Here is a 21,505-nt window from a genome sequence, read left to right on the forward strand (position 1 = left end):
CTATCTTTGTCTGATTATACCACATTGAATCCAAAGTTTAATATGCTTTAAAATGGATAAGGATTGAGCCATTGCCCCCCATCTAGAGTGACACATTCCCCATTCATATAGGAAGCTTCATCAGAAAGCATAAACGCGGCTAAAGATGCGATTTCCTCCGGTGTGCCGAGCCGGCCGAGCGGCACACTGTTCAGCGTTCGGGCTCTCGCTTTTTCTGATTCAAATAGTTTCTCCGCACCGCCTGTTCGTTCAATTGGGCCGGGTGCAATCGCGTTTGTGCGAATGCCGTATTGGCTCCCCCACTCCACGGCCAGCGTTCTTGTCAATGACAATACCCCTGCTTTCGCTGCAGCGGAATGGACGACCCCCGCTCCCGCTCCCCAAGCGTATGTGGCGGCCATATTTAAAATGACGCCCTGCTTCTGCTTCTCGATCCAATGTCTGGCTGCAGCTTGGCTGCAAAAAAATGTGCCGTTTAAGACAATCTCAATTACGGCTTTCCATCCATTGGGCGTCAGCTTTTCTGCCGGGCAAATAAAGTTTCCGGCCGCATTGTTGATCAACGCATCAAGCCGCCCAAATGCTTTTATCGCTTCTGTCATCATGTCAGAAGCGGCGGAATCAGAACGGACATCCATTTGAAAACAGGCGACCTGTCCCTCAAAGGTTTCAATGTCTCGTTTCGTTTCTGCGAGTGCTTCCTCGTTCCTCCCTGTCACCATAACGTACCAGCCTAATTCAGCCTGTCTTTTTGCCATTGCTTTTCCCATGCCGCTTGACCCGCCGGTAATAACAACCGCCTTTTTTTCCATGATTTCTCCCCCTTGTTATGAATGAGTATTCATTCAATTTTATTCTATCATGATATGCCGGCTTTTGTCAGTACATGCTGATATGAGATTTTTTCAAGATACAGATGATATAATAGAAAAACTCTATTAAAGGTTGGTTTGAAATGAAAAAGATGTCCAGAAGGCAATTTCTAAAAGGAACGTTCGGGGCTCTTGCTGCAGGAGCTTTAGCGGCCGGCGGCGGATACGGCTATGCCAGATATCTGGAGCCGCATATGATCGAGACAACCGAACACACAATCAAAAGCTCTCTCATCCCGCACGGATTTGACGGTTTCAAAATCGTGCAGTTTAGTGATACACACTTGAGTGATTCTTTTACTCTTGAAGATTTAAAGACTGTTATCCAGTCAATTCATGAATCTAAACCTGATCTCATTGTGTTTACAGGTGATATCATCGATAATCCTGATACGTACCAGCAACATCAGGCAGTCATTCCATTATTGAGAAAACTATACGCGCCCTTTGGCAAGTTTTGTGTTTACGGCAATCATGATCACGGAGGCTATGGAACTGCCGTTTACAAAAGCCTGATGACGGCCGGCGGTTTTACGGTATACCGCAATGGCTATCAAACATTGTCGCTTGCAGATGGCAGCAAAATCGAGATTGCATCACTTGATGACTTAATGCTAGGAAGCCCGGACTATGAAGGCATCCTTTCAAGGCTAAGTGACAGACTTTTTTCTATTCTGCTCGTCCATGAGCCTGATGCAGCGTTAAAAACAACAGGCTATCCGGTGAACCTTCAGCTTTCCGGCCATACACACGGCGGCCAGATTCAGCTTCCTTTTTACGGGCCGATTATTACACCTCCTTATGGAAAGGTCTACACAGAGGGAATGTATCAGACAGGCAGCACCCATATTTACGTGAACCGCGGCCTCGGGATGACCAGATTGCCTTTGCGGTTTCTGGCCAAGCCTGAAATCTCTGTCTTTACCTTAAAAAGCGCAAATTAATGTAGCAGGATGGGCTCCTCATCAATACTTATAAGTAAAAAAGAGAGGATGAGGAAACTGCTTACGTACCAGGTAAAGCAAGGTGAAACACTAAGCAGCATCGCGGCTGATTTCAGAATCAGCACCGCTTCATTACTCAATGCTAATCCGTCACTGCAGGCAGGGCTCACTGCGGGACAGTCCATTGTCATCCCCGGCCTCCCGGACCCTAATACGATTCCGTATCATATCTCAGTCTCAATCGGCGCGAAGACCCTTACGCTGTTCCAGAATAATCGAATAATGAAGACCTATCCGATTGCGGTCGGCAAAATACTGACCCAAACGCCGACTGGAGAATTTTATATTATTAACCGCCAGCGCAATCCCGGCGGCCCATTCGGCGCTTATTGGCTAAGCCTTTCTAAGCAACACTACGGAATACACGGGACGAATAATCCTTCTTCGATTGGCAAGGCTGTCTCTAAAGGCTGCATTCGTATGCATAACAAAGATGTGATCGAACTCGCTTCAATTGTGCCAAACGGAACAAGAGTCATGATTAACCGGTAATGTTTTCTTATTTGTTTCAAAAACAGGCGGTTTATAATATGATAAAGTGGGACCTTTAGGGTAAGGAGCGTTTTTATGGATATATTTAAAAATCGTAATTTTGTTCGTCTATTTTTCGCAGCACTCGCTTCTCAAATGGGGACGACAGTAGGCAACATGGCATTTGCTTTTTTCTTGCTGGACCGCTTCAGCAGCCAGCCTTCATATACGACCTTGGCGGAGCTGATGTATTCTCTTCCGACCGTATTTGTATTTCTGATCGTGGGAGTCGTCGCGGACCGGTTTGACAGAAAAAAGGTGGCGGAAAACTGCGATTGGATTAGAGCAGGTCTGACTGTCGTCCTTTTTTTCACTTTATTTACCGGCAATATTCCTCTTGTTTTCTGTATTTTATTTGTCAGAAGCGCTGTCACGAAGTTTTTCTTTCCGGCAGAAAACAGTTTGGTACAAGCCATCCTGCCAAAGGAGCATTATGCCAAAGCAGCTGGGCTTAATCAGATGCTCTTTAGTATTTTTATGGTGTTCGGAGTCGGAATAGGTGCTTTTATGTACAACACAATCGGAATTGAAGGCGCCATTATTCTCGATTTTGTCAGCTTTATCATTTCCGGGCTGCTGATCCGCAGTTGCCGAATTCCAAAGGAAGCCCGACAGCCAAATGGCGCATTCAGCTGGAGAAAAGCCTCTGTTAAAGATTCAATAAATGATTTTAGAGAAGGCATTCTCTATATATCAAAAAACAAACTGCTGGCATCCCTGATTTTCGGCTTCTTCATTTTTGGATTTGTCAACGGGGGATTCGCCGTATTGCCGATGTTTACAATGAAATATGGATTGGCGCCCGACCGTTATGAATGGCATACGTCTGTATTTACGATCGCACTCGGTTTTGGGCTGCTGGCGGGAAGTGTTCTCGGCACGATCATCTCAAAAAAAGTGAAACCCCATTTTTTAATGTCGATACCGATTTTTATCGCAGGTTTGCTGATTTTTGTCCTCGGCTACACAAATGTGTTATGGGTATATTACGCGGCAGCATTTGTCCTCGGAATGTGCATCGGACCGGTCAACATTGCGATCGGAGGCTGGATGCCAAAGATTGTTCACCCTAAGCTGATGGGACGTGTAAGCGGGTTGCAGGACCCTTTTATGATGTTTGCACAGTCACTGACACTCGGCTTAGTTGCGCTGTTATTCCCTAAATTTGTTTCAAACATTGATTATCTTTATTACGGCATGGGCGTTATCACCCTGCTTGTTTTTATTTTTTATTTTGTTGCACTGCCAAAATACAGTGCACAGGCTGTGGAAGTCAATGTTCAGGAAGTCTTTCAAGAGCAGCCCAAAAAGAAAGTAAAATCTGTATAATTTAAGTTGTTAATGCGCTTTTTTTCTCAGAAAAAAGCGCATTTTCACATTCAATATTTGCATTTCAACTTTAAAAAAGTATAATCTAATCATATAGAATTTGATAAGAGCAAAGGAGAGAAATAATGGACGACCATGCATATACGAAAGATCTGCAGCCAACCGTAGAAAATCTTTCAAAAGCAGTTTACACTGTGAACCGCCATGCAAAAACCGCCCCTAACCCTAAATACCTATATCTGCTGAAAAAACGGGCTTTGCAAAAGCTTGTCAAAGAAGGTAAAGGAAAGAAAATAGGGCTTCATTTTTCAAAAAATCCAAGGTTCAGCCAACAGCAATCGGACGTGCTTATCTCAATCGGAGACTACTATTTTCACATGCCTCCAACGAAAGAAGACTTCGAACATCTTCCGCATTTAGGTACACTTAATCAATCGTACCGAAATCCTAAAGCTCAAATGTCTTTAACAAAGGCGAAACACCTATTGCAAGAATATGTCGGCATGAAAGAAAAGCCGCTTGTGGCAAATCGCCAGCAGCCAACTTATCATAAACCCGTCTTTAAAAAACTCGGCGAGAGTTACTTTTAACATAAAAACAGCCGTGCCCCCTCGGGCATCGGCTGTTTTTATTTATTCGATAACATACGTATCCACTTTTTTAATCAAATCACTGATCTCAGGCTTACTGATCTGTTCATCTGCGCCAACGACTTCCCCGCGGTGACGCAAATCATCGGTAATTAGCGATGAGAAAATCATAACCGGCACGTCTGAACTTTTCGGATTTTCCTTCAGCAGCTTTGTGAGCCTGTGTCCATCCATTTTTGGCATTTCAATATCAGTGATAATCATATCAATCTGATCAGATAAATCCGTTTCGTTTTCAGCAAGGTCCATGATATACTCATAGGCCTCTTTTCCGTTTTCAAACGAAGAAATATTATTGTACCCAGCCTCTTTTAATTCATCCTGCAAGAGGCGCATTAAGAGCGGTGAATCCTCTACAATAATAAGCTTTTTATCAGCTCTTCTTTGATCGAAGCCCTCGGTATGCATATTGTACGTATCCACACCTGAGTCTGATTCAATATCATAAATAATTTTTTCATAATCAGGCAAAAAGATCATCAGGTTTTCGAGCTTAATAATCCCGGTAAGATGCCGCTCCATTCCTTGGTTTAACGATGTCGGCTTTTCAATTGCTTCCCAGGATACTCTGTGAATTTGAGACACAGAGCCGACATGGAAAACAATTTTCCGTTTATTAAATTCAGTTACGATATATTTCTCATCTTTTGATCCGTCAGGCTCCACTCCAAAAAATGAGAAGAGGCTGATCACAGGGAGAATTTCTCCTCTGAGCTTGATCATTCCTTCTACATGCTGATGAGAGTGAGGCACAGATGTTACCTCAACCGGCTGAATAATTTCCCTTACTTTCATGACGTTAATTCCGAAAGCATTATCGCCCACGCCAAACTTCACAATTTCCAATTCATTTGTTCCAGAATCCAATAAAATTTCGTATTGTTGTAACGACACTTCAATCCCTCGCTATTCGCATTCAGTATTGTACTGTATATATCGGCGTAAATTGTAAAAAGTGAATGGTATGGCTCTTCAAAATCGGATTCGGAGAGCGTTAAGACGCGTTTCTCTAAAAAAGAAACTTTTTTCCTACTAACCATTGACTTTCCAACTAGCAGTGATAAAATAGTCAAGGATTTTTCCAAAGAAGGGTGTAAATAATGGGTACCTTAGTAATATTCAAAGAAAATGAAATGACTGTTTTAGAAGATATCAGTGAAGAGACTTACCTGCATATGAAGAAAGAATCAGCTGACCTTCAAGAAGAGCATCCCCCGTATATGACTTGGCACGAAGACCTTCACTTTGATTATGGTTATTAATGAAAGCAGCACATATAAACAATAATAGAACATGATACAATAAAGACAATCAAAACGCTGGTTGTCTTCTTTTTTTCTGTAAAGAAAGGTATGTTTAGAAAAAAGGCGCATACAATCGAAATATATCGGCTAAAAAGGTGACAAATAGCCAGCTAGTGGTAAAATAGGATAAACTCATTATATTTGTTAAGGTGATGAATTATGGAACATTTGCTGAATCCGAAAGCAAGAGAAATTGAAATTTCAGGAATACGCAAATTCTCAAATCTTGTAGCCCAACACGAAGATGTCATTTCACTAACAATCGGCCAGCCAGACTTTTTTACGCCGCATCATGTGAAAGCTTCCGCAAAAAAAGCCATTGATGAAAACGTGACGTCATATACTCCGAACGCCGGCTACCTGGAGCTGAGACAAGCTGTACAAATTTATATGAAGAAAAAAGCGGATTTCAACTATGATGCTGAATCTGAAATCATCATCACAACAGGCGCAAGCCAAGCCATTGATGCCGCATTTCGGACGATGTTATCTCCTGGTGATGAAGTCATTATGCCGGGCCCGATTTATCCAGGCTATGAACCGATTATCAATTTGTGCGGCGCTAAGCCTGTTATTGTTGATACTAGGTCTCACGGCTTTAAGCTTACTGCCCGCCTGATTGAAGAGGCTCTGACTCCTAACACCAAGTGTGTCGTGCTTCCTTATCCGTCGAACCCTACCGGTGTGACTTTATCTGATGAAGAGCTGAAAAGCATCGCTGCCCTTTTAAAAGGCAGAAATGTCTTCGTATTATCTGATGAAATATACAGTGAATTAACATATGACAGGCCGCATTACTCCATCGCTACGCATTTGCGGGATCAAACGATTGTCATTAATGGCTTATCAAAATCACACAGCATGACTGGCTGGAGAATTGGATTTTTATTCGCGCCGAAAGACATTGCTAAGCACATTTTAAAGGTTCATCAATACAATGTGTCGTGTGCGTCATCAATTTCTCAAAAAGCCGCGCTTGAAGCTGTGACAAACGGCTTTGACGATGCCCTGATTATGAGGGAACAATACAAAAAACGACTGGACTATGTATATGACCGCCTTGTCTCCATGGGACTTGACGTTGTCAAACCGTCGGGCGCGTTTTATATCTTCCCTTCTATTAAATCATTTGGAATGTCTTCATTTGATTTTAGTATGGCTCTTTTGGAGGATGCTGGTGTCGCACTCGTGCCGGGCAGTTCATTCTCAAAGTATGGTGAAGGATATGTGAGATTGTCTTTCGCATACTCGCTGGATACGCTAAGAGAAGGGCTGGACCGCTTGGAAATATTTATATTAAAGAAACGGGAATCCATGCAGACAATAAACAACGGCGTCTAAGCCGTTGTTTTATTTTTTTGGAAATGAAATTTTAAACGCTGTGCCTTTTTCCGGCTGGCTGTCTACATGGATGGCTCCCTGATGATTTTCAATGATATTAAATGTAACCATCAGCCCAAGCCCCGTGCCTTTTTCTTTTGTCGTTAAAAATGGTTCACCAATTCGGTTCAGCACCTTTTCAGGTATGCCTTCTCCTTCATCTTTGATCGTGACATGAACAGAATGCTCATCCTCAGTTATGATAATGTCTACTGTTCCTCCGTCAGGCATTGATTCAACCGCATTTTTAATTAAATTAATGAATACCTGCTTCAATTGATTCTGATCACCGTTTATATAAATGCTGTCTTTTTGATAGCTTGTTCTGATAAAAATGCCATTCAAATTCGCCTGCGTTTCCAACAGGGCCGAGACCTCACCAATTAATTTTTTTAGGTTCAAATATTCTTTAACGGCATTTTGCTGGGGTTTCGCCAGCATGAGAAGCTCACTGAGTATTAATTCGATGCGGCTGAGTTCAGAAAACACAATATCAAAGTAGTGTTCATTTTCTTCCATCGTCGGTTTCATCAGCTGTAAAAACCCTTTAATCGCTGTCAGCGGGTTGCGGATCTCATGGGCGATTCCCGCCGCGAGCTGCCCTGCGATTGATAATTTTTCCGATTGCAGCATCAACTCTTCTGTTTGTTTTCTCTCAGAAATGTCTCGAAGAATGACTTGGACTGCCGCTTCACCAAAAAAGGTCGTCGGAATGCAGACCATCTCGGTATAGATGACCCTATTTTGGAAGGTAAACCAGGATTGCTTGACAATTTCTGATTCTGTTTTTTTCTCGGCGATGTTTTGAATTCTCTCTTTTACATCCTCATGATCGCAAGGGTGCAGCTGATCATATATGTTTTTGCCAATTAAATCCTCATAGGTAGCTGCTTCGAACAGTGAGATTCCCGACTCATTCATAAACACCCATTTCCCATTGTGAATCACCGCAATGGTATCGATTGAATTTTGAATGAGCAGCTGATATCGTTCACGGCTTTTTTGCAGGATGGTTTGGAATTTTTTCCTTGAAGAGATATCGATCAGCAGCAGCAGTTCAGCCTGCTGGTTTTTGTAGACGGTCGGGGACGCTTTCACTTCTAAATGAACAGGTGTGCCATCAAGCCTTTTCCACGTCTGTTCAATCATTCCGACTTCCATTCCTTTTTGCATTCGTATAATCCTGTTTTTCACGATATCGTGATATTCTTCTTCAATAAATTCATAGGACCATTTGCCAATAATAGTATCCTTGCTTTTCGCTCCCAGCATTGAAAGCATCGCGCTGTTTGCATAGACGATCTTTCCTTTGACACTGATGCATAGCGGACTCGGGAGATTTTCAACTAACCGTTCATAATCATCTGTTATATATGTAGTCGATTCCGGGCTTGCAGGCTCGATTTCATGTTTTTCGAAGCTTAGGGGTTGATGGCCTGTTTCTTCTTCAAGAACTTTCATTTTCAAAATGATTTCCCGTTCTGTCCGCTCAGCTCTTGTCGTCACAATTTCTACTGCAGCCTCCACCCACACAATCGTATGATCTTTTTTTATAAAACGAAAGGTACACGGCATCAGATGATGTTCATTATAAAAGTAGCTTTCAACTAAAAATTGGTCTTCCTCATGCAGGAACGTTTTGAGGAATGATCCGATCATCTCTCCTTGGAGATAGCCCAAATGCAGTTTGGAGTTGGCAGATATATAAATGATGCGTCCATTAGAGGCCAAGACTGCATGAATATCGGTTTTTGTTTGAAATGGTTTAACATGCTGCGTATCCTGTTCCACAGAATCCCTCCTTTGCATGATCATCTTGTTTCGACATATACAGATTGACTTTTACCTAGTATGATTCGCTAGAAAATCAGGATTCTCCTTCTATTCTTATGGTGAACGTCATTTTTTGAATAAATGAAAGGGCGCACAATCATTCAGATGTGCACCCTCTTTTTTATTTTTTGCTGTGTTTTTTTTCGAGCTCTGCGTAAGCGTGGATAGCTCTTTTCGCAATAATTTTATTGATCTTATCATCATCCTTTACAGAAGGTACAACGACACTGAAAGCCACTTTTGGATTTTTCGACGGGTAATAGCCTACAAAAGTTAGGTTATATGTTTTTTTCCCCCACCAATTACGGTTCGTGCCATAGTAAAATGTTTCCGCTGTTCCTGTTTTTCCGGAAACATCTTCTGTAAACGTATTTTTAGCAGTCCCTGAAGCGGTAACTAATTTCATTCCTGTCTTTACCTGCTGTATATCACTTTCTGTATTGTTAATTTTATTGAGAATGTTTGGCTTTCGTTGTTCAATTGTTTTTCCGAGACCGTCTTTATTGCTGGGCTCATGAATACTTGTAACAATTCTTGGCTGAATACGATAGCCTCCGTTGGCTATGGATGAAATGTACTGCGCCATTTGAAGCGGTGTGTATGTATCGTATTGACCGATTGCCAAGTCTAATATTAATCCCCCTACAGCATCAGGCGTGGTTTGCATACCGGCTGATTCCTGCGGCAGATCAATACCTGTCTTTACACCCAGGCCAAATTGGCTGTAGTAATTTCTCATTTTGTTCAAATCCTTCTGGTCAGCGGGAAGAGGTCCATGCGGCTTGTATGTAACACCGGCAATATGCATGGCGACATTAAACATGTATACGTTTGAGCTTTTTTGCAGTGCGGTTAATTCGTTAATAGTTCCCATATTCATATAGGACTTCTTAGGCTTGTTACCGTTTCCTGCAAAATAAAGAGGTGTATCCACAAAATATTTATAATGCGGAATCCCGTCCTGATAGCCGGCAAGTACGGTGGCACCCTTCACTGCCGAACCCATTTCATATTGGGTCGTAAATGCGCCTATCGCATAATCTTGAATTTTGTTTGTTTCTAAATCTATCTTTTTTCCCGCCATCGATAAAATATCGCCGTTATTCGGGTCCATCATCACGACAAAGGCTCTGTCAAGCATATAGTTCCCACGTGCACGGCTGTTTCTCACTTCTTCTTCAATGATCTTTTCTACTTTTGCCTGGAGCTCCATATCGAATGAAAGCCGTAGATCGTATCCCCTGCTGCCCTTATCAATGGTTTTTTGGCTGACGACATTTCCTTTATTGTCTTCTACGTATTGCACTTTTTCTTTATGGGAATTTAAGTAGTCTTCATATTGATATTCTAAATAACTTTTCCCCACCCTGTCATTATTGGCATAACCTCTTGTTAAGTAGAAATCTTTCCGGTCGCTGAGCAGGCCTTGTTCAGGTGTTGTGACGCCCCCGAAAACGGAATAGAGGGTTTTATCATAAGGGTATTTTCGTGTCCAATCATTTACGATGTCGATTCCCGGAAGCTCTTCTAAATGCTCAGAAACAATTGAAATTTCATCATATGTTAAGTCATTTTTTGGTCTTTGCGCGGAGCTTTTCTTCTCATCGAGCAGCGTGCCATTTTTTCCAGTGCTGTTGCTTTCATTTGGATTCATCGCCTTTACAATTTGAGGTTCGTAAGCATTGCCGCTTGAAAACCTTGTATATATCGCAGCAGTTTCCATTTCTTCATCATTTCGCTGAATAGCCTTCAATTCTTCATCCGGAACACGCTCGATTTGGAGTTTGTAAGCCTCCGCCCCTTTCAGATTGCTTTCAGATTCCTTGAGCAGAGCAGCAGCTTTTTTCGGATGGGATGCGATCCAGTAATCACGCAAATCCCTATCCTTCAAAAATTCTGTATCAATATGAATGAAAGCAGCAAGCTTCTTCGCTGTTTTGATTTTATCCTCTGTTTTTGTGCTTGATGTTGAAACATAGACAATTTCAGGCACGCTCTGGTTATCGACAGCAACTTTCTGATTTCTGTCATACATCTTCCCTCGAGGCGCGGGATAATACGCTGTTTTTGCATTTGCTACCTCAGCGTCTTCTTCATGCTGTTCACCTTCAACAATTTGAACAACACCAAGCTTGAAAATTAATGCAGTGAATAGAACAAAGACAGCAAGGAAAAAAAGGTTCATTCTGATCGCTCTGTTTCCTTTGCTCTTTTTCTTTGGTTCACGTCCTATTTCAGTCACTTCTGGTTACCCCTCTCAGATCATTCAATATATTTACATATACTGAGATTAATTGTAACACCTTTGTAATAGTTGTTACAGCAAAAAGGGATAAAAAAAACTGTCAATATAAAAACATATTTAAATTTAACTAACGATTCAAAAAAAAGGAAGACATGTAACAGTGTGATAAAACATGATTTGCAGCTGATTCCCTGCTTTTCAAGGATTCAGCACACACTAGTTACAAAAATGACAATCTCTCTTTGTCAAAGGAAAGTGATGGTTGCTTTATGACAAAAAAGCTATGTTATGATTTTTTTGTAGAAACAAACAACTCTAGGAGGTTATGAACTCATGAAGAAAGCATTTATTTTATCTGCTGCCGCTGCGGTTGGATTATTCACATTCGGAGGCGTACAGCAAGCATCAGCGAAAGAACTCTCCTGCCAGCATGTGGTAAAGGTAAAAATGGGGAACACAGTGCAAAACATGTCCCTTAACGATATCGTCAAAAAATTGCATATTAAAACAAATATCAAAACGTTAAACGCTGCAAATGAAAAAGAGCTTAAGAAGCTTCTTCAAAAACATGCGAAGCAATCTAACATGAATATTCAGGATGTTCAAAAGACAGAAACGGCAAAACCTGCGAAAAAGACAGCTGAAAAAGCAGCTCCTGAACAAAATACTGCTTCTAAAGCACCTGCAGCTGCTGAAAAAACAAATAAAACAACATCTGCGCCTTCATCTGTAAGCACATATGAGAAAAAAGTTGTTGAGCTTACAAATGCAGAAAGACAAAAACAAGGCTTAAAGCCGCTTCAAATTGATGAAACATTAAGCAAATCTGCACGCGCAAAATCTCAAGATATGAAAGACAAGAACTACTTTGATCATCAAAGCCCAACTTACGGTTCACCGTTTGATATGATGAAATCTTTCGGTATCAGCTACAAAACAGCAGGTGAAAACATTGCCAAGGGCCAGAAAACACCAGAAGAAGTAGTGAAAGCCTGGATGAACAGTGAAGGACACAGAAAAAACATCCTAAACGCTAACTTTACTCATATCGGTGTCGGCTACGTTGAGTCCGGAAGTTACTGGACACAGCAATTCATCGGAAAATAATACAAAAAAGATTGCCTGTATCGTACCAGGCAATCTTTTTTATTTTACCCAAAGCTTGTATATACTCTGAGTTCCGCTGTTTTCTTCACCTTGTGCAGCGAGCTTGTCATATAAGGATTTCGCGAGCGATAAGCCTGGCATTTCTTCTCCCATTAATTCCGCTTCCTCCAACGCAATTCCCATATCTTTAATAAAATGCTTCACATAAAAGCCCGGTTCAAAATTGCCTTGCAGCATACGGGGAGCAAGATTTGACAATGACCAGCTTCCCGCTGCGCCCGTTGTGATGCTTTTCAGGACATTTTCCGGCTGCAAGCCAGATTTTTGTGCATATGCCATCGCTTCAGCCACACCGATCATTCCAGCTGCAATTGCAATCTGATTACACATCTTGGTATGCTGGCCGCTTCCAGCCGGTCCTTGGTATTGAATATTTTCTCCCATTAAAGAAAAAATCGGCATGCAGGCCTCAAAGGCTTCTTTTTCTCCACCAACCATAATTGCGAGTGTTCCGTTTTGTGCACCGATATCTCCGCCGGAAACAGGGGCATCTAAAGCGAATAATGCTTTTTCTATAGCCGCTTCAGCAATCTTCTTCGCCAGCGAAGGCTTAGATGTCGTCATATCAACCAGATATGCGCCTTTTTTTGCGTTTTCAATGATTCCGCTGTTTCCGAAATACACTTCTTCAACGTCACTGGGATAGCCGACCATTGTAATGATAACGTCCGCTTCTTTTGAAAGATCTTTGACGGTTTCTTTCCATACCGCGCCTTTTTCCAGGATGGTATCTGCTTTTTCTTTTGTCCGGGTGTACACCAATACAGGATGCCCGTCATTCAGAATATGTGATGCCATGCTCTTTCCCATCACGCCAAGACCGATAAAACCAATTGTTTTTTTCAAAGTCATTCCTCCCAGAGGCTTTATTTGGATTTTAGTTAAAATTTATCATATTTCCTTCATTTTCTAGACTACCATATCTATTCTTCGTATAGTAGACTCTTCACATAAAAAAATCCCCAAGTTTTTGGGGATGTAAGGGTTACAATGTGAATTTCGCAATTGTGTTCATCAGCTCTTGGCTTGCATGCTTTAATGTTTCCGTTGAGTGTTTGACTTTATCAAGGGTGATCAGCTGCTCATCAGTTGATGCATTCACTTCTTCTGCTGCAGCGGCTGATTCCTGTGATATGGCTGAAATGCTTTGAATGGCTTCAGAAATCGCGAGCTGTTCATTACTCATTCTTTGAATTTCTTCGTAAATGTGGTCAATGCCTTGAACAAGTGACTGCATTTCCACGGTAATCGTGTTTAATACTTCTCCAGTCTCATGAATGGCACTGTTTTGTTCATCATTCATTCTGCTTGCCTCAACCATTGCGTGAGAAGCTTCTTTCGTCTCAACCTGGATAAGCTTCACAGTCTCGCTGATATGCTTTGTCGAAAGCGCAGATTGCTCAGCAAGCTTCCGTACTTCTTCGGCTACGACAGCAAATCCTCGTCCGCTTTCTCCGGCTCTGGCAGCCTCAATGCTGGCATTTAAGGCAAGCAAGTTCGTTTGGTCAGAAATATTCGAGATCGCTGTAACCACTTCTTCAATATTCTTTGTTTGATTTTCTAAATCAAGCAGCATTGTTTCAACTTTTTTCGTTTCCGTGTTGGCTTCGTTTGACTTCATCAGCAGCTGGCCAAGCGCATCAAGCCCTTTATAGCTTGCATCCTCAGACGATTTTGAGCGTTCTTTCATTCCGCCTGCCTCCGCAGCAATTTGTCTGATTTTTGTTGACAGACTTTCTGATTTTTCGTTAATGGTCTCTACTTCTGAAGCTTGTTCCGATGCCCCTGCTGCCACTTCTTCAATCGCTTTTGCAATCTGTCCGCTTGTTTCATTTGTTTCGGCGGAGACAGCTGTTAACTGCTCAGAGGTATCAGATACTTTCCCTGAAGACAGTCTCACTTGTTCTACCATTTCCTTCATATTTTCTACCATCTGGTTAAAGTCTCTAGTGAGAATCCCGACTTCATCCTTGGATTTAGATTCAGCATGAACGGTTAAATCGCCTGCGGAAACTGCCTTTGTTTTTGCAATCAGCTGCTGTATTGGACCGGTTATCGTTTTGGCCAGAAAGTAGCTGAGAATGATTGTAGCGACAAGCGCAATCAATGATATCAAAAGATTCGCCCGATTCATTTTATCGGAAATCCACATTAATTTGTCAGTATCAAATTGCGTTCCGACTTTCCAGCCCGTTTCTGCAATCGTTTGGTACACAACCATTTTCCCATTGTCATCCTGTATCCCTTTTTTGTCAGATGCAATGGTGTTCAGTGTTTGATCCTTTGATATATTTTTCCCTTGATTTGACGGATGGGCTAAAAGATTGCCGCCCGCATCAGCTAAAAAGGCAAATCCATTGTAGGGCACCTTTTGCTTATTGACCATGCTCTGGATGGCGGAGAGCTTCAAATCGTAGCTGGCAACCCCCATCACTTTTTGCCCGTCAAGAACCGCTTTCGAAGCGGTGACAATCATATCTCCCGTCACGACATCTTGATAAGGCTCCGTCCAAACGACTTGATCAGGGGTTTCAGCTGCAAGCTTATACCATGGTCTCGAGGTTGGATCATAATCATCAGCAAAATCGGCTTTCGGATATGTAAACATTTCTTTTTTGGCGGTGCCTATGTAAGCCATCGCAACATAATCATCATGATCTTTGATTTGTTTAATATCATCGTTAAACAGCCGAGAAGCTTCTTTGCTTGGTTTCGTTACAAACGTATGAGTTAATTCCCCGTTAGCCAATCTTGATAACGATGTGGCATAATTTTTTAATTGCAATTCAATATTTTGTTCAAGTGACTGCGTCACGTTTTGAGTAGTATTTTTCCCATCCTCTGTAATCATCGGTTTTAGTGTCAGATACGAAGACAGCATTAAAAGACCAACTGTGACGATTAACATGATCGAAACAAAAACAGCAATCTTCATGTGAAGTTTTTTAAACAAACCAATCCCCTCCTACTTTCTATATCGGTCCTTTCGTTTAAAAAATGAATAATCAAAAAATAAATTATATGAAAAACGGAATATATTTACTGAAAATTCAATCTCATTTTTAGTTGAAACAACGTAAGGAGAGGAATGGCCATATAAAAAATGTATGTGCACAACGGCCGTAAGTTGGGGCGATGATTCAAAGGCCGACAAAATGGCGATGATTTCTAATCAAAGAGATGGAAATACTTTCATTGTAGTGAATATTTCAGTTTTGATTGCTTCGAATTGGAAAATGGCTCATGAACACCATGTATGAGCTGACTGTTGAGAAACGGCTTGTGCGCTTCTCGGCGGCGGGCGTATTCCTTCTATCATAGATTCGCACACCAGATCAGTGCTGTACAATACATGAAGATGTGATAAAGGGCAAGAAAAAAGCCCATGTGCCCTCTTTCTCCTCCAGTGCGGCCGTTCACTGATTCATGTAATCGGCAATGATTTCGAGGATAAAGAATGATTGAATGTCGGTGTCTTAATGGAATGGAAAAATTCTTTTAATATAAAAAAGCGAGCTGTTCATCACAACAGCCCGATTAAGTGAAATATTCGAGTTTCGCATTAGGGAAATAAGCATCAATATAGGATTCAAGCGTTTCCCGAAGATCATGTTCTTCATCTTTCTGATAAATATATTTTCCGATCCCGTAACGGCCCCATTTATAACGCCGCTTTTCTTCATCTAATTCGAGTTTTGTCTTTGGATAATTCTTCTCAATCACCCGTTTGGCTGGTTTGGTAAAACGGTGCTGTATTAATTCAAACGTAATATCATGTCTAACGTCCTGCGGCAAAGCAGCGTCAAGCTTTTCAAACAAATGTCTGTATCCTTCTTCCCAGCCTTCATGAATATAAATTGGCGCTACTATAAAGCCTAGCGGATACCCTGCTTTTGCAACTTTTACAGCGGCCTCTATCCGTTTATCAAGAGGTGAGGTTCCCGGCTCAAAGTTTTTAATTACATAGTCGGCATTAATACTGAATCTAAATCTTGTTTTCCCGTTATGCTTTGCGTCTAAAAGGTGATCGACATGATGGAATTTCGTTACAAATCTAAGCTTTCCGAGATCACTTTGTCCAAAATGTTCAATGGCGCGCTTCAACGTGTGAGTCAGGTGATCAATTCCGACAATATCTGATGTACATGAAGCTTCAAACCTTGTGAACTCCGGTGCTCGCTCCTTCATATACTTATCTGCCTGATCTAAAATCTCTTCGACATTGACATAAGTTCTGATATACGGCTTTGATCCCATGGTTGTTTGCAGGTAGCAGTAATGGCAATGCCCCATGCAGCCTGTTGCAAACGGAATGGCATATTCAGCCGAGGGTTTGGAAGAGTCAAACTTTAATGTTTTTCTGACACCGATGACTAAAGTTGATTTCGCATTGCGATATTGTTGAAGGTGGTTTTTCCCAGGAATATTACGCACCTGATTGTGGGATGTCGTTTCTCTGATTTCAATGCCCATGTTCTCAAATTTATCCTGCAGTTCTTGGGCCAACGGGTATTCCAGCGCTCTCGGTTCAATATACACAAGCTGCGGAACAAATGGGTTCTGCATAATGCCACATCCTTTTCCTTTACTAACGTTACTTTTCTCATAAGACGGAAAGGATATGAGTTGTAATGATTTCCTTGTTACTCATAAGGATCGATATCAAATAGTTCTTTGTAAAGTGATTTCGCTTCTTCATAGCTTGCAAACACAGCATCATCCTCTGCAAACGGATGATAGGTCTCAAAAATAAACAGAGAAAGCTCACCTTCATGGTATGGGTGATGCACAATTTCTGCTTCCTTTATGTGGGCAACATTGGCGGCGTGCGGATTTCTGTAGATCACATACACCTGATCTCCTGCGTTAAATTGGTTTGACATACTATCCCTCCTAGCCATGTTATTGTGCCCTTTTATACCCTTGCTTATGAAAAAAACCAGACAGGCCGGAGGCCGTCTGGTTTTTGTATATTACTTGAATGTTTCTTTTACGAACGCGACAACTTCTTCTGTCGTGCTCATGGATAAGATTTTCTCTTTGAATGATTCAGCTTCTTGTTTAGACAATTTGCTGATTTGCGTTCTAGCCGGAAGGATAGAAGTTGCGCTCATTGAGAACTCATCTAAGCCTAAGCCGAGAAGGATTGGAATCGCAATCTCGTCTCCTGCCATTTCTCCGCACATGCCAACCCATTTTCCTTCTTTGTGCGCCGCTTCAATGACGAGTGTAATTAAGCGCAGGATTGCCGGGTTGTATGGCTGATACAGGTAAGATACACGTTCATTCATACGGTCAGCAGCCATAGTGTACTGGATCAAATCATTTGTTCCAATACTGAAGAAATCAACTTCTTTAGCAAACTGATCAGCGATGACTGCAGTTGACGGAATTTCAACCATCATACCGACTTCAATATCATCAGATACAGCCTGTCCCGCTTTGACAAGCTTTTCTTTCTCTTCAAGCAGGATCGCTTTTGCTTCTTTGAATTCATTAACTGTCGCAATCATAGGGAACATGATTTTCAAGTTTCCGTATGTACTTGCACGAAGCAGCGCGCGAAGCTGTGTTCTGAAGATTTCTTGCTCTTCAAGGCAAAGACGAATCGCTCTGTAACCCAAGAACGGGTTCATTTCTTTAGGAAGCTGCAGGTAAGGAAGCTCTTTGTCTCCGCCGATATCAAGTGTCCGCACGACAACTGATTTTCCTTCCATACGCTCAAGAACCGTTTTGTAAGCATCAAATTGCTCATCTTCTGTAGGCAGCTGATCTCTTCCCATGTAAAGGAATTCTGTACGGTAAAGGCCAACTGCTTCTCCGCCGTTTTCAAGAACGCCTTTTACATCATCAGGCGTACCGATGTTTGCTGCAAGTTCTACATGATGGCCGTCTTTTGAGACAGTCGGTTCATTGACAAGCTTCGCCCACTCAGCTTTTTGAGCCAAATAAGCATTATGTTTTTCTTCATACTCTTTTACAGTTTCCGCAGATGGATCGATAATGACATCGCCATTGATACCGTCAACGATAACAGTCACGCCGTTTGGGATCGTGCCTGTAGCCGTTTTCGTACCGACAACTGCTGGAATCTCAAGAGAACGAGCCATGATGGCAGAGTGAGATGTACGTCCGCCGATATCAGTCGTGAATCCTTTTACGAACTCGCGGTTTAATTGAGCTGTGTCAGACGGTGTTAAGTCTTCAGCTACAATAATAACCTCTTCTGAGATCATGCTCGGGTTTGGAATTTCGACGCCAAGCAGGTGGCCGGTTACGCGTTTTGTTACGTCGCGAATATCAGCCGCACGCTCTTTCATATATTCGTTGTCCATTGATTCAAACATAGTAACGAACATAGAAGACGTTTCTTTTAAAGCGAATTCAGCGTTCACTGAATCAGTGCTGATTTTTTCTTTCACAGGGTTTAGCAGCTCAGGGTCACTGAGAACTAAAAGGTGAGCAGAAAAAATGTCAGCTTTATCCTGACCAAGTTCTTTCAAAGCGTGCTCTTTAATTTTTTCGAGCTCTTCTTTTGAACGTGCAATTGCTTCATCAAAACGGCTTACTTCCGCTTCAGAATCAGAGATGTTTTTCTTTTCAACCGTTAAATCTGGCTCTTCAAGCCGGTACGCTTTTGCAATCGCGATGCCGGCTGAAGCGCCAATCCCTTTTAATTCTTGCATTACTCGCCAAGTCCTTCGCTTTTCATTGTTTCTTCTAAAGCGTTAAGAGCATCGTTTTCGTCAGCGCCAGTAGCAGAGATTGTGATCTCAGCGCCTTTAGCGATTCCAAGAGACATAACACCCATGATAGATTTAAGGTTTACTGTTTTGCCGTTATATTCTAAATTAACGTCAGCGTCGTATTTGCTTGCAGTTTGTACTAGAACTGTCGCAGGACGAGCGTGGATTCCAGAATCTGCAGTTACTTTAAATGTTTTTTGTGCCATTTTTATCATTCTCCTTTTAACTTAAAGCTATATTACTTCACAATATTATATCATACAGCTGTACTTGTCATCTGACAAGCACAGCGTACTAACACCTTATTTTTCAATCTTCACAATTTCTTCTTGTTCTCTTTTGACCGAACCGCTTGCCTTAATGCTGACTGATTCTCCTTCAGCAAGATTCGTAAACACAATCGGTGTCATGAGAGATGGTACATTCGGTTTGACTGCGTCAAGATCAACTTCAAGAAGTTTTTGTCCGGGCTCAACGCGGTCTCCTTCTGATACGAAAGACGTAAATCCTTCACCCTTCAGGCTGACCGTATCAATGCCAAAGTGGATCAAAATTTCTCTTCCGCCGTCGGATTGCAGGCCAATCGCGTGTTTTGTCGGGAACACATTTAGAATTTTTCCTCGAACCGGCGATACAACAACACCTTCTGAAGGGAGAACCGCAAAACCGTCGCCCATCATTTTTCCTGAGAAGACTTGATCAGGAACATCGGTAATCGGGTGAATTTCCCCGGTAATCGGAGAAACGAATACTTCCTCGCCGATTTCATTTTGCAGCGGTTCTGCAATGACTTCCTCAACCTGCTGACCTACTTCTTCTTGGGCAGATGTTGTCGGTTCAGGTCTTGGCTTGCGTCCCGCAATGATATCTTGCATTTGTGTTTTTAAACCGTCAGAGCGAGGTCCGAAAATAGCCTGAATGTTGTTGCCGACTTCCAGCACGCCGGAAGCGCCAAGCTGTTTCAGACGGTCTTTATCAACCTTTTTCTGATCGTTTACAGTCACACGCAGACGAGTGATACAAGCATCAAGGTGTTTGATATTTTCCTGGTCACCCATTGCCTGCAGGATCTCATAAGGAAGATCTCCAGCTTCACCTGTTTTCCCAGTTGCTGCAGTTTCAGCAGCAGCATCTTCGCGTCCCGGTGTTTTCAGATTAAATTTGCGGATGGCAAATCGGAATCCGAAGTAGTAAACGACCGCAATCGCTAAGCCGACAGGGATGACAAGCCACCATGCCGTCCGGTTCGGCAAGATACCGAATAGGAAGTAGTCAATAAGACCGCCGGAGAATGTCATCCCAATTTTAACATTCAACAGCTGCATGACCATAAATGAAAGCCCTGCGAACACACAGTGGATCGCAAACAAAACAGGGGCAACGAATAGGAATGAGAATTCCAATGGCTCTGTGATCCCTGTTAAGAAAGAGGTCAAGGCCGCAGAACCCATAATACCCGCAACGAGTTTTTTGTTTTTCGGTTTTGCTTCATGATAAATCGCAAGCGCCGCGGCAGGCAGACCGAACATCATAAATGGATATTTACCTGTCATGAACGTACCTGCTGTTAACTGTACGCCGTCTTTAATCTGCGCCATAAAGATACGCTGATCCCCGCGGATGATTTCCCCTGCTGCACTCTTATAGCTGAAGAATTCATACCAGAACGGCGAATAGAAAATGTGGTGCAAACCGAATGGAATGAGCGAACGTTCAATTACCCCGAAGATAAATGCCGCAAGGGTTGGATTCGCTTCCACTAATCCTGTTGAAAAGGCATTCAATCCATTTTGGATAGGAGGCCAGATCACTAACATAATAAGACCCAGAATCAGTGCAGAAATTGACGTAACAATTGGAACGAAGCGTTTACCCGCAAAGAAACCAAGATATTGCGGCAGTTCAATTGTGTAAAATCTGTTGAACAATAAGGCAGCTAACACACCGACGATAATACCGCCGAACACGCCTGTCGCCAAGGTAGGTATACCAAGCATGTTTACATATGCTGGATGGTTCTCCGTGAAAAACTTGGCTCTTTCGATTGAATCGGAAGGAATGGTTCCGTTTGCAAGAAGAACCGCACTCATGGATACGTTCATCACCAAATAACCGATAATTGCTGCAATCCCTGCAACTCCATCACCGTTGGCAAGCCCGATGGCTACACCTACTGCGAATAGGAGCGGAAGATTATCAAAAACAATCTGTCCAGCGCTTTCCATAACACCTGCTACGAGCTGGACATTGTCATTGCTCAAGAAATGCAGGACTTCAATCATGTCCTTATTTTGCATGGCATTTCCGATCGCAAGCAGGATACCCGCAGCCGGAAGGATCGCAACTGGAAGCATAAGCGCGCGCCCGATTTTTTGAAGAACGCCGAATAATGCTTTAAACATAAGAATTGACCTCCTCTTTTTACTAGTCTGACCTTACAGCTA

At 42.3% G+C, this 21,505-nt stretch carries 18 protein-coding genes; 7 read left to right on the forward strand and 11 right to left on the reverse strand.

What is annotated here, in order from left to right; translation table 11 throughout:
• Positions 1–47 precede the first annotated feature (47 nt).
• Positions 48–812 carry a 2,4-dienoyl-CoA reductase gene (gene fadH, locus BV11031_RS10960; RefSeq protein ID WP_010328505.1) on the reverse strand — a complete coding sequence of 255 codons (765 nt, stop codon included), beginning with the start codon at positions 810–812 and terminating at the stop codon, positions 48–50.
• Positions 813–955: 143 nt separating this feature from the next.
• On the opposite strand from fadH, the gene BV11031_RS10965 reads away from it, so the two are divergent.
• From BV11031_RS10965 to BV11031_RS10980, 4 genes are all read left to right on the forward strand, one after another.
• Complete coding sequence (locus BV11031_RS10965) at positions 956–1,816, forward strand: metallophosphoesterase (protein ID WP_010328506.1); 861 nt, start codon at positions 956–958, stop codon at positions 1,814–1,816.
• Positions 1,817–1,873: 57 nt separating this feature from the next.
• The gene (locus BV11031_RS10970; RefSeq protein ID WP_082246298.1) at positions 1,874–2,368 is read left to right on the forward strand and encodes a L,D-transpeptidase family protein; all 495 of its coding nucleotides are present in this window, start codon (positions 1,874–1,876) and stop codon (positions 2,366–2,368) included.
• A 75-nt stretch (positions 2,369–2,443) separates the two neighbouring features.
• Positions 2,444–3,736 carry an MFS transporter gene (locus tag BV11031_RS10975; RefSeq protein ID WP_129550756.1) on the forward strand — a complete coding sequence of 431 codons (1,293 nt, stop codon included), beginning with the start codon at positions 2,444–2,446 and terminating at the stop codon, positions 3,734–3,736.
• A 125-nt stretch (positions 3,737–3,861) separates the two neighbouring features.
• A complete protein-coding gene (locus tag BV11031_RS10980; RefSeq protein ID WP_010328508.1) occupies positions 3,862–4,326 on the forward strand; it encodes a YkyB family protein in 465 nt (154 codons plus the stop codon).
• A gap of 42 nt (positions 4,327–4,368) precedes the next feature.
• On the opposite strand, the gene cheV is transcribed toward BV11031_RS10980, so the two are convergent.
• Positions 4,369–5,280: a chemotaxis protein CheV gene (gene cheV, locus BV11031_RS10985; protein ID WP_010328509.1), complete on the reverse strand. Its 912-nt coding sequence runs from the start codon at positions 5,278–5,280 to the stop codon at positions 4,369–4,371.
• Positions 5,281–5,486: 206 nt separating this feature from the next.
• Here cheV and BV11031_RS10990 point away from each other — a divergent pair, with 206 nt between their 5' ends.
• Positions 5,487–5,648: a hypothetical protein gene (locus tag BV11031_RS10990; protein WP_010328510.1), complete on the forward strand. Its 162-nt coding sequence runs from the start codon at positions 5,487–5,489 to the stop codon at positions 5,646–5,648.
• A 201-nt stretch (positions 5,649–5,849) separates the two neighbouring features.
• A complete protein-coding gene (locus BV11031_RS10995) occupies positions 5,850–7,031 on the forward strand; it encodes an aminotransferase A (protein WP_010328511.1) in 1,182 nt (393 codons plus the stop codon).
• Between the two features lie 9 nt (positions 7,032–7,040).
• Here the strand turns inward: BV11031_RS10995 and kinA are convergent, their stop codons facing one another.
• Both kinA and BV11031_RS11005 read right to left on the reverse strand, forming a co-directional pair.
• Complete coding sequence (gene kinA, locus BV11031_RS11000) at positions 7,041–8,861, reverse strand: sporulation histidine kinase KinA (protein ID WP_121642475.1); 1,821 nt, start codon at positions 8,859–8,861, stop codon at positions 7,041–7,043.
• A gap of 163 nt (positions 8,862–9,024) precedes the next feature.
• The gene (locus tag BV11031_RS11005) at positions 9,025–11,145 is read right to left on the reverse strand and encodes a peptidoglycan D,D-transpeptidase FtsI family protein (RefSeq protein ID WP_129550757.1); all 2,121 of its coding nucleotides are present in this window, start codon (positions 11,143–11,145) and stop codon (positions 9,025–9,027) included.
• Positions 11,146–11,481: 336 nt separating this feature from the next.
• Here BV11031_RS11005 and BV11031_RS11010 point away from each other — a divergent pair, with 336 nt between their 5' ends.
• Positions 11,482–12,255 carry a CAP domain-containing protein gene (locus BV11031_RS11010; protein ID WP_010328514.1) on the forward strand — a complete coding sequence of 258 codons (774 nt, stop codon included), beginning with the start codon at positions 11,482–11,484 and terminating at the stop codon, positions 12,253–12,255.
• Between the two features lie 39 nt (positions 12,256–12,294).
• On the opposite strand, the gene BV11031_RS11015 is transcribed toward BV11031_RS11010, so the two are convergent.
• The 7 genes from BV11031_RS11015 to ptsG all read right to left on the reverse strand — a co-directional run bounded on the left by BV11031_RS11015 (position 12,295) and on the right by ptsG (position 21,463).
• Positions 12,295–13,161, reverse strand: a complete 867-nt coding sequence (locus tag BV11031_RS11015; protein ID WP_010328515.1) for an NAD(P)-dependent oxidoreductase — start codon at positions 13,159–13,161, stop codon at positions 12,295–12,297.
• 139 nt (positions 13,162–13,300) lie between these two features.
• Complete coding sequence (gene mcpC, locus BV11031_RS11020) at positions 13,301–15,268, reverse strand: methyl-accepting chemotaxis protein McpC (RefSeq protein WP_010328516.1); 1,968 nt, start codon at positions 15,266–15,268, stop codon at positions 13,301–13,303.
• A gap of 584 nt (positions 15,269–15,852) precedes the next feature.
• Positions 15,853–16,881: a spore photoproduct lyase gene (gene splB, locus BV11031_RS11025; protein ID WP_010328517.1), complete on the reverse strand. Its 1,029-nt coding sequence runs from the start codon at positions 16,879–16,881 to the stop codon at positions 15,853–15,855.
• 77 nt (positions 16,882–16,958) lie between these two features.
• Positions 16,959–17,198: a splAB operon transcriptional regulator SplA gene (gene splA, locus BV11031_RS11030; RefSeq protein WP_010328518.1), complete on the reverse strand. Its 240-nt coding sequence runs from the start codon at positions 17,196–17,198 to the stop codon at positions 16,959–16,961.
• Between the two features lie 90 nt (positions 17,199–17,288).
• On the reverse strand, positions 17,289–19,001 hold the full coding sequence (gene ptsP, locus BV11031_RS11035) for a phosphoenolpyruvate--protein phosphotransferase (protein WP_010328519.1): 1,713 nt from the start codon (positions 18,999–19,001) through the stop codon (positions 17,289–17,291).
• A complete protein-coding gene (locus tag BV11031_RS11040) occupies positions 19,001–19,267 on the reverse strand; it encodes a phosphocarrier protein HPr (protein ID WP_003218637.1) in 267 nt (88 codons plus the stop codon). Before BV11031_RS11040 ends, ptsP begins: the two co-directional genes overlap by 1 nt.
• A gap of 96 nt (positions 19,268–19,363) precedes the next feature.
• Entirely contained in the window at positions 19,364–21,463 is a 2,100-nt protein-coding gene (gene ptsG / locus BV11031_RS11045; RefSeq protein WP_010328520.1) for a PTS glucose transporter subunit IIABC, read from the reverse strand.
• Positions 21,464–21,505: the final 42 nt, after the last annotated feature.

It is taken from the genome of Bacillus vallismortis, assembly GCF_004116955.1.
In the GTDB taxonomy this organism is placed as follows: Bacteria; Bacillota; Bacilli; order Bacillales; family Bacillaceae; genus Bacillus; species Bacillus vallismortis.

Excerpts from the sequence above, each read along its gene's own strand:
- BV11031_RS11010 (WP_010328514.1), top strand. The coding sequence starts at position 11,482 with ATGAAGAAAGCATTTATTTTATCTGCTGCCGCTGCGGTTGGATTATTC.
- fadH (WP_010328505.1), bottom strand. The coding sequence starts at position 812 with ATGGAAAAAAAGGCGGTTGTTATTACCGGCGGGTCAAGCGGCATGGGA.
- BV11031_RS10975 (WP_129550756.1), top strand. The coding sequence starts at position 2,444 with ATGGATATATTTAAAAATCGTAATTTTGTTCGTCTATTTTTCGCAGCA.
- BV11031_RS10980 (WP_010328508.1), top strand. The coding sequence starts at position 3,862 with ATGGACGACCATGCATATACGAAAGATCTGCAGCCAACCGTAGAAAAT.
- BV11031_RS11040 (WP_003218637.1), bottom strand. The coding sequence starts at position 19,267 with ATGGCACAAAAAACATTTAAAGTAACTGCAGATTCTGGAATCCACGCT.
- ptsP (WP_010328519.1), bottom strand. The coding sequence starts at position 19,001 with ATGCAAGAATTAAAAGGGATTGGCGCTTCAGCCGGCATCGCGATTGCA.
- BV11031_RS10990 (WP_010328510.1), top strand. The coding sequence starts at position 5,487 with ATGGGTACCTTAGTAATATTCAAAGAAAATGAAATGACTGTTTTAGAA.
- splB (WP_010328517.1), bottom strand. The coding sequence starts at position 16,881 with ATGCAGAACCCATTTGTTCCGCAGCTTGTGTATATTGAACCGAGAGCG.
- BV11031_RS10965 (WP_010328506.1), top strand. The coding sequence starts at position 956 with ATGAAAAAGATGTCCAGAAGGCAATTTCTAAAAGGAACGTTCGGGGCT.
- BV11031_RS10995 (WP_010328511.1), top strand. The coding sequence starts at position 5,850 with ATGGAACATTTGCTGAATCCGAAAGCAAGAGAAATTGAAATTTCAGGA.
- splA (WP_010328518.1), bottom strand. The coding sequence starts at position 17,198 with ATGTCAAACCAATTTAACGCAGGAGATCAGGTGTATGTGATCTACAGA.
- ptsG (WP_010328520.1), bottom strand. The coding sequence starts at position 21,463 with ATGTTTAAAGCATTATTCGGCGTTCTTCAAAAAATCGGGCGCGCGCTT.